The sequence below is a fragment of the Amycolatopsis melonis genome (assembly GCF_040064235.1).
Lineage (GTDB): Bacteria > Actinomycetota > Actinomycetes > Mycobacteriales > Pseudonocardiaceae > Amycolatopsis > Amycolatopsis melonis.
The window spans coordinates 166,742-179,535 of sequence record NZ_JBDZYD010000001.1; the positions used below are offsets into that span (position 1 = coordinate 166,742).

Below are 12,794 nucleotides of genomic sequence, written 5' to 3' on the forward strand. Positions count from 1 at the left end.
CAGCGGTCGATCATGACGAGCAACGGCCTGGCGGCCACTGCTGCCTCACATTCGGGGATCACGCCTCGGCCTGCGGTTTTGGCCTCCGCAGCCGTGGGCCGTGTTCCATTGTAACGACGGTACGCGCATGCGGTGCGAAGCGATCACCCTCGGCGCCGGATCGACGCCGGATCAGTGCTGGATCCCCTCCGCCGCGGCGGCCGCGGCGCCGACGATCCCGGCGTTGTTCTGCAGGCTCGCCACCAGCACCGGAGTGCGGATGTCCAGCAGCGGCACCCATTTTTCGGCCTTCTTGCTGACCCCGCCGCCGACGATGAACAGGTCCGGCCAGATGAGGTTCTCGAGCACGGTCAGATAACGGTGCACGCGCTTGGACCATTCGGGGTAGGACAGTCCCTCGTTGTCCTTGACCGAGGCGGCCGCGCGCTTCTCGGCGTCGTGCCCGTCGATCTCGAGGTGGCCGAACTCGGTGTTCGGCACGAGCTTGCCGTCCTGGAACACCGCGCTGCCGATGCCGGTGCCGAAGGTGAGCAGCGCCGTCACGCCCTTGCGCGCGACCGGGTCGCCGAAGCGGATCTCGGCCATGCCCGCCGCGTCGGCGTCGTTGAGCATCGCGATCTGGTCGACGCTGCGGCCGAGCCGCTTGGCGAACAGCGCGTCGGCGTCGGTGCCGATCCACTGCTTGTCGATGTTGGCCGCGGTGTGCGCGACGCCCTTCTTGACCACGGCGGGGAGCGTCACGCCGACCGGGCCGTCCCAGCCCGCCTGCGTCACGATGTCGTAGACGACGTCCGCCACCGCCGACGGGGTGGACTTCTTCGGCGTGTCGATCCGGATCCGGTCGCCGATGAGCTGCCCTTTCTCCAGGTCGACCAAGGCGCCCTTGATCCCGCTGCCGCCGATGTCGATGCCGAACCCTCGGGTCGCCTCCACCACGGACGTGGTCCCTTCTCGCACGATTCAGAAGCCTGCCTCGGAGACTTTAACCGGATGTGGTGACATGTCGGACGTGGGAGTTGACGAGTCGTTGCTGAAAAGCGTCGCGGTGCAGGTCGCGACGGAGGCCGCCGCGCTGGTGAAGGAGGCCTGGGAGGGCATGGCGGGCGGCCGCGAGGTCGCCGTCGGGACCAAGTCCGGCGACACCGACGTGGTGACCGCGGTGGACCACGAGTCGGAGCGGCTGGTGCGCTCGCGCCTGGCTGCGCTGCGGCCGGGCGAGCCGGTGCTGGGCGAGGAGGGCGGCGGCGCCGCGGGCGACGGGGTGACGTGGGTGGTCGACCCGATCGACGGCACGGTCAACTTCCTGTACGGCCTGCCGTGGTTCGCGGTGTCGGTGGCGGCCCAGGTCGGCGGCGAGTCGGTGGCGGGAGCGGTGGTGGAGCCGGCAAGCGGCCGGGTCTGGTCGGCGGCCCGCGGCCAGGGAGCCTTCCTGGACGGCCGCCGCCTGTCGGTGTCTTCACCGTCGCGCCTGGAGCTGACGCTGGTCGGAACCGGTTTCGCGTACTCGCCTTCGCGCCGGATGCGGCAGTCGCAGTTCGCGGCGTCACTGCTCGGGAGGGTCCGCGACATCCGCCGCAACGGGGCGGCGTCGCTGGATCTGTGCGCGGTGGCGGCGGGCTGGCTGGACGCGTACGTGGAGCACGGCCTCAACCGCTGGGACTGGGCGGCAGGAGCGCTGATCGCGGCCGAGGCGGGCGCGGAGGTACAGCTGGCGGGCACGGCACCGGACCTGGGCCAGGACGCGACGTACGCGGCGGCACCGTCGATCGCGGAGCCGCTCCGGAAGGTCCTGGCCGACTGCGGCGCGGCCGAGGTCTGAGGTTTCCGGGGCGCGGGCTCCCGGGAGTGTCCTGAATGACTCATTCAGGACCTCCGAAGCCCTGAATGAGTCATTCAGGGCAGCCACGTGGCCGCGGTTCGCTCGTGGGCGGGTGAGCCGGGCTCAGGCCCGGCGAGCCCGGCAAAGCGTCCAGCAGCACGGACAGCATCGACCAGCACCCACAGCACGGGCAGGACGGGCAGGACGGGCAGGGCCGGGGAAATGTCGGTGCCCTCCGGTAGCGTGGAAAACGGGGGGGCGCCCCCGCGGGCGCAGGTCAGCGCGCGGGCCGAGCCGGGCCGGTGCGCCGGATCAGCGCCGGGAAGTCAGTGCGCGCGGGCCGAGCCCGAAGTCAGCGCGAGGGAGTCAGGACGCCGGAGCAGCGCCGGATCGGCGCCGGGGAGTCAGGGCGCCGAACCGGTGCCGGTCAGCACTCGACGTTGCGCGCCGAGGCCAGCAGCGTCTGGTCGATCACCGGGGCCTTCGCGCCCGCCGACTGCTCGTTCGAGCCGCCGCCCTGGTGCGCCTTGGACCACTCCGCGAGCTGGCTGAGGATCTGCCGGGCCTCCGGGCGGGGCCGGATGTCGCCGAAGAGCGTGCCCGTCACCAGGTCGACGCTCGCGTCCTTGCGGTTGTCCTGGACCAGCTCCGCGCACGGCACCACCAGGCTGATCGTCCGGGCCGCCGTGACGCCGTTCTCGCCGAAGCGGATCTGGCCGCGGCACTTGGCCTCTCGCTTCTCGTACGCCGGGTCGTTGGCCGGGTCGGCCGCGCCCGAGAATCCCAGTTCCTTGAGTGCCGTGGTGGCGATGCCGCCCTGGCCGCGCGTGCTGGACGCGTTGAGGACCTTGACCGCCACCTTGTCCGGCGGCACCGGCGCGCGGTCGTCGAGGGCGTTGTGCGGAAGCGTCGTGTACGTGACGCCCGGTGGCGGGCTGGGTGGCGGGTCGCACTTGACCGCCTCGTCGATGTCGCCCTTGCCGATGGCGGCGTTGACCCAGACGACGATCGCGCCGAGTGCCAGCACGCCGATGACGATCAGCGCCGGCAGCGGCTTGTGCTTGCGATACGGCCGCGTCCCACGGTCCCCGATGCCGTTCCCCGACGCCACCTGTCCGTCCCTTCCCGAACACCGAACCCCGGCCGGTGCGGACCCGAGCACCGTCGTGGCCGCTCAGCCTAGGCGCTGCGCCCGGCGCGCGCCGTCCCGGGTCACCCGGCCGGTTCCGGTGCCCTGTCTGTGGTTGCGGGCGCAGCCCGGAACCGATCCCCGTGACCCCGATCGCACCACGGCGGGACCGGCCGGGGCAAGCGGGCGCGGGCCGCGCGTGAGGTTCTCCACCCGCGCGCAACCCGAACGGACGACAACGCGTCTTACCTGCGGCTTCCCCCTGTCGGGTGACGATTCACCGGCAATGTCTGACTCGTTGCAGAACCCGGATCGCGGTGAGCTACCCTTCCCGGGCTCCGGCCGCAGGAAGAGGCCCGAAAAGAAGAGACCTCGGTCACTTCGGCCGCCGGGCACAAACAGGGGCCCTGGAACGTTGACCAGCGGCACGGCGGACTCACGGGCGCATCCGGGGGTTCGGGAAAACGACTACACAAGCTGATCGCAGGGGTGAGGGACAACATGGCTACCGACTACGACGCTCCGCGCCGCAGCGAAGCCGACGAGCTGGCCGAAGACTCGTTGGAGGAGCTCAAGGCCCGGCGCAACGAGACCCAGTCCGGCGTCGTCGACGTCGACGAGGACGCCACCGCCGAGAACTTCGAGCTGCCGGGTGCCGACCTCTCCGGGCTTTCCGGTGAGGACATGACCGTGAAGGTGGTCCCGAAGCAGGCGGACGAGTTCACCTGCTCGGTGTGCTTCCTGGTGCACCACCGCAGCCGGCTGGCCGAGGACAACGGCGGGCGCCTGATCTGCCGCGACTGCGCCTGAGCACGCACAGGGGTTCTCGGACACAGGGGACGAACAGACGCGACGGAGAGCCTCAAGGGACCAGAGCGGGGGAGGCTCGAAGCGCGCTGGGGACAAGGGGGCCGGCCGATCAGGCCGGCCCCCTTCCCATGTCCGGGGTCAGGCGCTCTTGAGCAGCTCGGCGACCTTCTCGGGGTGCCGGGTGCTGAACAGCCAGTACGGCGTCGGGTCGTTCGCGTCGGTCAGGTGCACCTTGACGACCGGGCCGACCCAGCCGCGGTGCAGCACGTAGGCGGCCGGGTCGCCGTCGCGGCCCAGCGCCTTGCGCTTGGCGTCCTTGTCGAAGATCTCCACCTCGCCGGCGTACCGCAGCGGCAGGTGCGCGTCGCCGACCCACAGCTCCGGCTCGTCACCGCCGGTGATCCGGACCTTCGACCGGCCCAGCGACAGCAGCAGCGCCACGACGACCGGCAGCGCGATCACGTACGGCAGCCACGCCCGGATCCCCGGGTACCCGAGGTCGATCTCGGCGGCGAGCAGGACCGCGCCGAGCACCGGCAGCGGCCAGCCCCACCACGGGACGTACAGCCGTTCGGAGTGCCGGACGGCGGTGTTCGCGGCCGTCTTCGCTGATTCACGCACGGGAACAGAGTAATCTCGCCGCCCGTGTCCAGCGTTCAGGTACTCCTCTCCCGGCTCGACCCGGATGTCCCGCTGCCCGCCTACGCCCGACCGGGCGACGCGGGCGCCGATCTCGTCACGACCTCGGATATCGTGCTCGAACCCGGGGAGCGCGGGGTCGTCGGCACCGGTGTCGCGATCGCGCTCCCGACCGGGTACGCGGGGTTCGTCCACCCGCGGTCGGGCCTGGCCGCCCGGGTGGGCCTCTCGGTGGTGAACACCCCGGGCACGATCGACGCGGGCTACCGCGGGGAGATCAAGGTCTGCCTGATCAACCACGACCCGGTGCACCCGGTGAAGCTCACGCGCGGCGACCGCATCGCCCAGCTGGTCGTGCAGCGGGTCGAGCACGCCGAGTTCGTCGAGGTCGCCGAGCTCGACGCCACCGAGCGGGGCGACGGAGGCTACGGCTCCACGGGTGGACACGCCACACTGGGAGCACAGGCGCTCGCCACGAGCGCCGGCGCGGGGGAAGGAACGGAGAAGTAGTGGGGATTTTCGGACGCAAGCGGCGGACCGAGGGCGGGTCCGCCGGACGGCACGCCGCGCCCGAGGCCGAAGACACGATCGAGGACGAGGCGTACGAAGACGAGGACGAGGGCGCGGAGCTGTCGGACGTCACCGACGGGCCGTACGACGTCGCCGACTTCGAAGACGACGGCGTCCCGCGGATCGACCTCGGCTCGGTGAAGGTGCCGGTGCCCGACGGTTCCCAGGTCCAGGTCGAGATGGACCCGGAGACGCAGGGTGTGCGCGCCGTGCACGTCGTCACCGAGCAGGGTCAGATCACCGTCAGCGCGTACGCCGCGCCGCGCTCGGGCGGGCTGTGGCGGGAGGTCAGCGCCGAGCTGGCCGACCAGCTGCGGGCCGACGGCGCCAAGGTCACCCTCGGCCGCGGCAAGTGGGGCCTGGAGATCTCGGCCATCATCGGCGACGTCGCCCTGCGGTTCGTCGGCGTCGACCGGCCGCGCTGGATGCTGCGCGGCGTGATCGCCGGGCCGCAGTCGGAAGCCGCCGGGGCCGTCGAGGTGCTGCGCGAGATCGTCCGCCGGACGATCGTCGACCGCGGCGACGCGCCGATGCCGGTCCGCACCCCGCTGACCATCACGCTGCCCGACGCCGTCGCCGAGCACATCGCGGCCCAGCAGCAACAGGGCTGAGTCAACGCCTCCGAAGGCCACCATCAGGGCACTGGCTGCCCTGATGGTGGCCTTCAGCGCAGCCGCGCCCGCAGGAAGGCGAGCACGGTCGCCCGGCCGAGGGACTCGCGATCGGCGCCCAGCGCGGCGAGGGTGGTTTCGCCGACGGCCGCGCGGGGGAGTGCGCCTGCCCACTCCGATGCGACTTTCGTCGGGTGTATCGGGTCGTCGGTGCACGTGCCGATCCCGGCAGGGACGTCCAGCCGCGCGAGGTCCGCGAGCGTGGGCGACGGGCGGCCCGCGGCGGCGCGCAGGCTGCCGGCCAGGCCGTCGCCGTGCCGCCGCCACGCCCGGTCCAGTTCCGCCCGCAGCCAGTCCGGGCTGCCCGCCGTCTGCGCCAGTGCCGCGTCCACCCCGGATCCGGCCACCAGATCCGCCGTCAGCGTCGCGGCCAGCGATGCGGGTGCCGGGCCCGGGACGCCGTTCCAGGCCGGGAGCGCGGCCAGCAGGCCCCCGCAACGCCCCGGGTTGCGGACCGCCCACTCCGCGGCGAGGTGGGCGCCGAACGAGATGCCGCCGACGAGCAGCTCGCCGTGCTCGTCCGCCAGCGCGTCCAGGAGCGCCAGGTAGCCTTCGGCGAGCGCCGCGCCCGGGGGCGGCGGTGGCGCGGTGAGCGGGACACCGAGGGCCTGCAGCGGGCCGGCGAAGACGGCGCGGACGAACACCTCGTCCGAGCCGGTGCCGGGCAGCAGCACCGCGGCGGGAACTCTGATTGCGGACGTCACGTTGCAATCCTTGCGCAAAGGCGTTTCCCTGGCGGGGACCGCAGCTACGCTGGAATCGCACGGGCCGCACGAACCACGACGGCGGCCCCGGAGCACAGGAGCACCTATGTCCGCCAAAGACGGCGGCTACTTCAGCCGGTTGGTTCGCAAGCTGACCAGCGACGTCGAGGAACTCGACGCCGACGAGATGTCGATGAGGTCCGGCGCCGAGGGCGCACAGCGGGCCTGCGACTGCCGTTCGGGCGAAGAGGTCACCGTGATGGGGAGACTGCGCAGCGTGGAGCTGTGCCCGACCAACGAGGCCGCCACGCTGGAGGCCGAGCTGTTCGACGGGACACAGGGCGTGACGCTAATCTGGCTCGGCCGCCGCCGGATCCCGGGCATCGAGCCAGGCCGGACGATCAAGGTGCGCGGCCGGATGGCCGAGCGTGACGGCCAGAAGGTGCTGTACAACCCCTATTACGAGCTCCAGAGCCCAGTGAGTTGATCACCCATCGTGACTGAACCCGCCAAGACCGACGGCGACGAGCCGCAGCCGACCCTGCTCGAGCAGATGGGCGGCGTGTCCGGCCTGATCTACTCGTCGGTGCCGGTGATCGTGTTCGTGCTGGCCAACGCGTTCTTCGGGCTGACCGCGGCCATCTGGACGTCGGTGGGCAGTGCGGTGGCCATCACGGTGCTGCGGCTGGTCCGCAAGGAGCCGCTGCAGCCGGCGATCTCCGGGTTCTTCGGCGTCGCGATCGCGGCGTTCATCGCGTACCGGACGGGCTCGGCGAAGGGGTTCTTCCTCTTCGGGATCTACGCGAGCCTGATCTACTGCGGCATCTTCGTGCTGTCGGTGGTGGTCCGCTGGCCGATCGCGGGCGTGGTCTGGAACCTGCTCAACGGAACCGGCCAGGCCTGGCGCAAGGACAAGCCGTCCCGCTACGGCTACGACATCGCAACCCTGGCGATGGCACTCATCTTCGCGGCCCGGTTCGTGGTCCAGCGGTGGCTCTACCAGGAGGACTACACCGGCTGGCTGGCCTTCGCGAAGATCGCGATGGGCTACCCGCTGTACGCGCTGGGCCTGCTGGTGGTGGTCTGGGCGGTGCGCCGGTCGGACAAGCGCCTGAAGGCACTGGCCGAGGCGGAGCCCAAGCCGGAGACGGACGCGGAGATCGAAGCCCGGCTCCGCGAGAAGTACGCGGCCCCGGAGGCCTGAGCCCCGGCTCACGCCGCGTGATGCCTCTCCAGTCACGCGTGATGCCCGCCCGAGCACGCGAGATGCCCCTCCAGTCGCGCGAGAAGCCCGCCTGATCACGCGCGATGCCTCTCCAGTCACGCGAGGAGCCTGCCGGAGCACGCGAGATGCCCGCTTAGTCACGCAAGTTCCGTTTTCGAGCACGCGAGTTCCGGCTTGGATCACGCGACATCCGGATCCAGACACGCGAGATCGGGCCCGGATCACACGGGCCCCCGGGCGTTGGATGTTCCGCCCGTCGGCGGCCGGGGCATCGGCCGTGCCTGGAGGGGCATCGCTCGTGATCGGGCGGGCATCACGCGTGACTGGAGGGGCATCACGCGTGACTGGAGGGGCATCACTCGTGATCAGGCGGGCATCACGCGAGTTCCGCGTCGGATCGCGCGGGTCCCGTCTCCAGCCACGCGAAGCCCCGGAGCCCGCGGGGGCGCCCCCCGTCTGCCACGCTACCGGAGGGCACCGACAATTCCGGGTCCCGGAAGTCATGAACGACCCTTTCAGGCCGTCCGACGTCAGGAAAGAGTCGTTCAACCGGAGGCGGCCCCGCCTGAAGCCCGGCTCAGTAGCCCAGCGCGGTCCGGATTTCCGGCTCGACGTCCGCGGTGGCCACGAACAGCAGCTCGTCGCCCGGTTCCAGGGGGTCTTCCGGCTGCGGCACGATCACCCGGTCGCCGCGGAGGATTGTCACCAGCGCCGCATCGCGGGGGAGGGTCAGGTCGCTCACCGGCTTGCCCGCCAGGGGCGTCTCCGCCGGCAGTGTCAGCTCGACCAGGTTCGCGTTGCTCTGGCGGAACGTCATCAGCCGGACCAGGTCGCCGACGCTGACCGCCTCCTCGACCATCGCCGCCAGCATGCGCGGGGTCGAGACCGCCACGTCGACGCCCCAGGCGTCGGTGAACAGCCACTCGTTGGCCGGGTTGTTCACCCGGGCCACCACGCGCCGCACCGCGAACTCCGTCTTCGCCAGGAGCGAGACCACCAGGTTCGCCTTGTCGTCGCCGGTCGCGGCGATCACCACGTCGCACTGCTCGATCCCGGACTCCTCCAGGATCGACACCTCGCACGCGTCGCCGAGCACCCAGTCGGCCTGCTCGACCGCGTGCGGCTCGAACTGGTCGGCCTCGCGCTCGATGAGCATCACCTGGTGCCTGCCGTCGATCAGCTCGGCGGCGATGGAGCGGCCGACCGCGCCCGCGCCCGCAATCGCGACCCTCATGCCTCGTCCTCCGGTTCGCGGTGGGCCACACTCGTCACGTCGCTGACGGTGCCGGAGCGCGCCGCCACCCACACGACGTCGCCGTCCTGGACCATGGTCTTGCTGTCCGGCAGCACCGGGGTGCCGAAGCGCATGATGAACGCCACCCGCGCGCCGGTCGCCTCCTGCAGGGACCGGACCGAGTGCCCGACCCAGCCCTCGTGCAGCGGCAGCTGCAGCAGCGCGACGCTGCCCGACGGGTCCCGCCACGCCGACGCGACGCCGTCCGGCAGGAGGGTGCGCAGGAACCGGTCGGTCGTCCACGGCACGGTCGCGACCGTCGGGATGCCCAGCCGCTCGTACACGGCCGCGCGCTTGTGGTCGTAGATGCGGGCGACGACGTGCTCGACGCCGAAGTTCTCGCGGGCGACGCGGGCGGAAATGATGTTCGAGTTGTCGCCGCTGGACACCGCCGCGAACGCGCCGGCCCGCTCGATGCCCGCCTCGATCAGCACCCGGCGGTCGAATCCGACGCCGACGACCTGCTGGCCGTGGAAGTCGCTGCCCAGCCGGCGGAACGCCTGCTGGTTCTTGTCGATGACGGCCACCTCGTGGCCGAGCCGCTCCAGCGCAGCGGCCAGGGACGCGCCGACCCGGCCGCATCCCATGATCACCACGTGCACGCCCTGCCTCCTCGTTCGGTGGTTACCCGTCCGTTGCTACCCCTATCCACCAGCGCCGAACCTACCGTGCCCGCGTCCGGTTACGCTGCCAAGGTGTCGAAGTTCCCGACCGTGCTGAAACGCCTGGTCCTCGGACGTCCGTTCCGCAGTGACCGGCTGTCCCACACGCTGCTGCCCAAGCGCATCGCGCTGCCGATCTTCGCGTCCGACGCGCTCTCGTCCGTGGCCTACGCGCCGGAAGAAATCTTCCTGACGCTGAGCGTGGCGGGCCTGTCGGCGTACGCGCTGGCGCCGTGGATCGGCATCGCCGTCGCGCTGGTCATGCTCGTCGTCGTCGCCTCCTACCGGCAGAACGTGCACGCCTACCCCAGCGGCGGCGGCGACTACGAGGTCGCCACCACCAACCTGGGCGGCAAATTCGGCCTCACGGTGGCGAGCGCGCTGCTCGTCGACTACGTGCTCACCGTCGCAGTGTCCACTTCGTCCGGTGTGGCCAACATCGGGTCGGCGATCCCGTGGGTGGCCCAGCACAAGGTGCTGGCCTCGATCGTCATCGTCGTCGTGCTCACCTCGCTGAACCTGCGCGGCATCCGCGAGTCCGGCAAGGCCTTCGCGATCCCGACGTACGGGTTCATCGTGGGCATCCTGGTCATGGTCGCGTGGGGGCTGGTCCAGGCCGCGACCGGCACCGAGATGCGGGCCGAAAGCGCCGGGCTGACCCTCAACGCGGAGGGCACCTTCGCCGGCGCCGCCTACGCCTTCCTGGTCCTGCGGGCGTTCTCCTCCGGCGCCGCGGCACTGACCGGGGTCGAGGCGATCAGCAACGGCGTCCCGGCGTTCCAGAAGCCGAAGTCGAAGAACGCGGCGACGACGCTGCTCATGATGGGCCTGCTCGCGGTCATCATGCTGGTCGGCATCATCGCGCTGGCGATCATCACCAAGGTCACCTTCGCCGAGGACCCGGACCGCCAGCTCGTCGGCGCGCCGCCGGGGTACGAGCAGAAGACGATCCTCGCCCAGATCGCGCACGCGGTGTTCGCCGACTTCCCGCCCGCCTTCTACTACGTGTCGTTCTCCACCGGCATCATCCTGCTGCTGGCCGCCAACACCGCGTTCAACGGCTTCCCGGTGCTCGGCTCGATCCTGGCGCAGGACCGCTACCTGCCGCGCCAGCTGCACACCCGCGGCGACCGGCTGGCCTTCTCCAACGGGATCCTGTTCCTGGCGGCGTTCGCGCTGGTCCTGATCATCGCCTTCGACGCCGAGGTCACCCGGCTCATCCAGCTCTACATCGTGGGCGTGTTCGTGTCGTTCACGGTGAGCCAGGCGGGCATGATCCGGCACTGGAACCGGTTGCTGGCCAGGGAAACCGACCCGGGTGTGCGGCGGCGGATGCGGCGCTCGCAGACGGTGAACGCGATCGGCCTCACCTGCACCGGCACCGTGCTGGTGATCGTGCTGATCACCAAGTTCCTGCTCGGCGCGTGGATCGCGATCGCGGCGATGGTGGCGATCTTCGTGCTGATGACGGCGATCCGGCGGCACTACGACCGCGTCGCCGACGAGCTGAAGGACCTCGGCGACACCCCGACCGTGCTGCCGTCGCGCAACCACGCGATCGTCCTGGTGTCCAAACTGCACCGTCCGACGCTGCGCGCGCTGGCCTACGCCAAGGCGATGCGCCCGGACGTCCTCGAAGCCGTGACGGTCAATGTGGACGACGCGGACACCCGGCGGCTGACGCAGGAGTGGGACGCGCACAACTTCAAGGTGCCGCTGAAGGTCGTCGAGTCGCCCTACCGCGAGATCACCAAGCCGGTGCTCGACTACGTCAAGCGCGTGCGCGGCGACAACCCGCGCAACGTGGTCACCGTGTTCATCCCGGAGTACGTGGTCGGGCACTGGTGGGAGCAGGTGCTGCACAACCAGAGCGCGCTGCGGCTCAAGGGGCGCCTGCTGTTCCAGCCGGGCGTCATGGTGACGAGCGTGCCGTGGCAGCTGGAGTCCTCGGCCAAGGCGGCGGCGCGGGTCCGCACCGAGCGGCCGGCCGCCGGGGACGTCCGGCGCGGGTTCTCGCCCGGCGCCCAGCCCGCGGGCGTTCCCGCACCGAAGCCTAAGGAGCCCGCGGAATGACGAACTGGCTGGGCCGCGTCCTCGAGGTGGAGGTCGGCCCGGTGGCGCACGGCGGCCACTGCGTGGCCCGCGCCGAGGGCCGGGTCGTGTTCGTGCGGCACGCGCTGCCGGGCGAGCGGGTCCGCGTCGAGGTCACCGAGGACAACGGCGGCTCGTTCTGCCGCGCCGACGCGGTCGAGGTCCTGGCGGCGTCGGAGTTCCGGGTGACGCCGCCGTGCCCGCTCGCGGTGCCCGGCGGGTGCGGTGGCTGCGACTGGCAGCACGCGGCCCCGGCGTACCAGCGCGAGCTGAAGGCCGCGGTGGTGGCCGAGCAGCTGCGGCGGCTGGCCGGGATCGAGCGCGAGGTCGTTGTGGAAGCCCTCGACGGCGGCCCGCTCGACTGGCGCAGCCGCGTCCGGCTGGTCGCCGGGCCGGACGGGCGCGCGGGCCTGCGTGCCCACCACAGCCACCGCGTGGTGCCGCTGGAGAAGTGCCCGATCGCGGTGCCCGGTGCGCTGGACGACGTCCTGGCGCGGCGCTGGCGGCCGGGCAGCGAACTGGAGGTCACGAAGGACGGCGACGGGCAGGTCCACGTCCGCGAGCTGGCGACGGTTCGCGGCAAGGTCCGCGCGAAGCAGCTGTCCGGCGGCGTGGCGGTCCAGCACGCGGCGGGCCGCGACTGGCAGCTCGACGCGCACGGCTTCTGGCAGGTCCACCCGGCCGCGGCGGCGACGTTCGCGCAGGTCGTGGGGGAGTGGGCGGAGGCGCCCGCGGGCGGGTCCGCGTGGGACCTCTACGCGGGTGTCGGGCTCTTCGCGTCGGTGCTGGCCGGGCAGGTCGGCCCGGCGGGGCACGTACTGGCGGTCGAATCCGGGCGGCGCGCGGTCGCCGACGGCGAGCGCAACCTGGCGGATCTGCCGCAGGTGTCGTGGCAGGCCGGGCGGGTGGAGCACGTGCTGGCGTCGGCGGCGAAGCCGGTGGACGTGGTGGTGCTCGACCCGCCGCGCAAGGGCGCGGGACGGGCCGTGGTGGAGTCGATCGTGGCGGGCCAGCCGGACCGGATCGTGTATGTGGCGTGCGATCCGGCGGCGCTGGCGCGGGACGTGGCCTTCTTCGCCGCGAACGGGTATTCGCTGACCGACCTGCGGGCCTTCGACGCCTTCCCGATGACCCATCACGTGGAGTGCGTCGCGCTGCTGTCCTGAGACGGTCCTGGGGC

General features: G+C 71.6%; 14 protein-coding genes. 8 read left to right on the forward strand and 6 right to left on the reverse strand.

The window, feature by feature from the left end; genetic code table 11:
* Positions 1 to 171: 171 nt before the first annotated feature.
* A complete protein-coding gene (gene ppgK / locus ABJI51_RS00745) occupies positions 172 to 933 on the reverse strand; it encodes a polyphosphate--glucose phosphotransferase (RefSeq protein ID WP_348947648.1) in 762 nt (253 codons plus the stop codon).
* 67 nt (positions 934 to 1,000) lie between these two features.
* Here ppgK and ABJI51_RS00750 point away from each other — a divergent pair, with 67 nt between their 5' ends.
* Positions 1,001 to 1,819, forward strand: a complete 819-nt coding sequence (locus ABJI51_RS00750; protein ID WP_348946881.1) for an inositol monophosphatase family protein — start codon at positions 1,001 to 1,003, stop codon at positions 1,817 to 1,819.
* A 427-nt stretch (positions 1,820 to 2,246) separates the two neighbouring features.
* Here ABJI51_RS00750 and cei read toward each other — a convergent pair whose 3' ends face one another.
* Positions 2,247 to 2,930, reverse strand: coding sequence for an envelope integrity protein Cei (cei, locus tag ABJI51_RS00755; protein ID WP_348946882.1), 684 nt, complete (start codon positions 2,928 to 2,930; stop codon positions 2,247 to 2,249).
* A gap of 519 nt (positions 2,931 to 3,449) precedes the next feature.
* Between cei and ABJI51_RS00760 the strand changes: the two genes are divergently transcribed.
* Complete coding sequence (locus ABJI51_RS00760) at positions 3,450 to 3,758, forward strand: DUF4193 domain-containing protein (RefSeq protein ID WP_348946883.1); 309 nt, start codon at positions 3,450 to 3,452, stop codon at positions 3,756 to 3,758.
* Between the two features lie 138 nt (positions 3,759 to 3,896).
* Here the strand turns inward: ABJI51_RS00760 and ABJI51_RS00765 are convergent, their stop codons facing one another.
* Positions 3,897 to 4,379 carry a DUF3093 domain-containing protein gene (locus tag ABJI51_RS00765; protein ID WP_348946884.1) on the reverse strand — a complete coding sequence of 161 codons (483 nt, stop codon included), beginning with the start codon at positions 4,377 to 4,379 and terminating at the stop codon, positions 3,897 to 3,899.
* A 24-nt stretch (positions 4,380 to 4,403) separates the two neighbouring features.
* On the opposite strand from ABJI51_RS00765, the gene dut reads away from it, so the two are divergent.
* Together dut and ABJI51_RS00775 are read left to right on the forward strand one after the other, a co-directional pair.
* Positions 4,404 to 4,907: a dUTP diphosphatase gene (gene dut, locus ABJI51_RS00770; protein ID WP_348946885.1), complete on the forward strand. Its 504-nt coding sequence runs from the start codon at positions 4,404 to 4,406 to the stop codon at positions 4,905 to 4,907.
* Entirely contained in the window at positions 4,907 to 5,578 is a 672-nt protein-coding gene (locus ABJI51_RS00775) for a DUF3710 domain-containing protein (protein WP_348946886.1), read from the forward strand. The genes dut and ABJI51_RS00775 overlap by 1 nt, the downstream gene beginning before the upstream one ends.
* A gap of 53 nt (positions 5,579 to 5,631) precedes the next feature.
* On the opposite strand, the gene ABJI51_RS00780 is transcribed toward ABJI51_RS00775, so the two are convergent.
* Positions 5,632 to 6,312: an alpha/beta fold hydrolase gene (locus ABJI51_RS00780; RefSeq protein ID WP_348947649.1), complete on the reverse strand. Its 681-nt coding sequence runs from the start codon at positions 6,310 to 6,312 to the stop codon at positions 5,632 to 5,634.
* Between the two features lie 136 nt (positions 6,313 to 6,448).
* Here ABJI51_RS00780 and ABJI51_RS00785 point away from each other — a divergent pair, with 136 nt between their 5' ends.
* Together ABJI51_RS00785 and ABJI51_RS00790 are read left to right on the forward strand one after the other, a co-directional pair.
* Positions 6,449 to 6,829 carry an OB-fold nucleic acid binding domain-containing protein gene (locus tag ABJI51_RS00785; RefSeq protein ID WP_013224481.1) on the forward strand — a complete coding sequence of 127 codons (381 nt, stop codon included), beginning with the start codon at positions 6,449 to 6,451 and terminating at the stop codon, positions 6,827 to 6,829.
* A 9-nt stretch (positions 6,830 to 6,838) separates the two neighbouring features.
* On the forward strand, positions 6,839 to 7,546 hold the full coding sequence (locus ABJI51_RS00790; protein WP_348946887.1) for a DUF3159 domain-containing protein: 708 nt from the start codon (positions 6,839 to 6,841) through the stop codon (positions 7,544 to 7,546).
* Between the two features lie 598 nt (positions 7,547 to 8,144).
* Here the strand turns inward: ABJI51_RS00790 and ABJI51_RS00795 are convergent.
* Both ABJI51_RS00795 and ABJI51_RS00800 read right to left on the reverse strand, forming a co-directional pair.
* Positions 8,145 to 8,801, reverse strand: coding sequence for a potassium channel family protein (locus tag ABJI51_RS00795; protein ID WP_348946888.1), 657 nt, complete (start codon positions 8,799 to 8,801; stop codon positions 8,145 to 8,147).
* Positions 8,798 to 9,463, reverse strand: coding sequence for a potassium channel family protein (locus tag ABJI51_RS00800; protein WP_348946889.1), 666 nt, complete (start codon positions 9,461 to 9,463; stop codon positions 8,798 to 8,800). The genes ABJI51_RS00795 and ABJI51_RS00800 overlap by 4 nt, the downstream gene beginning before the upstream one ends.
* 93 nt (positions 9,464 to 9,556) lie before the next feature.
* On the opposite strand from ABJI51_RS00800, the gene ABJI51_RS00805 reads away from it, so the two are divergent.
* Positions 9,557 to 11,596: an APC family permease gene (locus tag ABJI51_RS00805; RefSeq protein WP_348946890.1), complete on the forward strand. Its 2,040-nt coding sequence runs from the start codon at positions 9,557 to 9,559 to the stop codon at positions 11,594 to 11,596.
* Positions 11,593 to 12,780, forward strand: a complete 1,188-nt coding sequence (locus tag ABJI51_RS00810) for a class I SAM-dependent RNA methyltransferase (protein ID WP_348946891.1) — start codon at positions 11,593 to 11,595, stop codon at positions 12,778 to 12,780. The genes ABJI51_RS00805 and ABJI51_RS00810 overlap by 4 nt, the downstream gene beginning before the upstream one ends.
* The last annotated feature ends 14 nt before the right edge of the window (positions 12,781 to 12,794 follow it).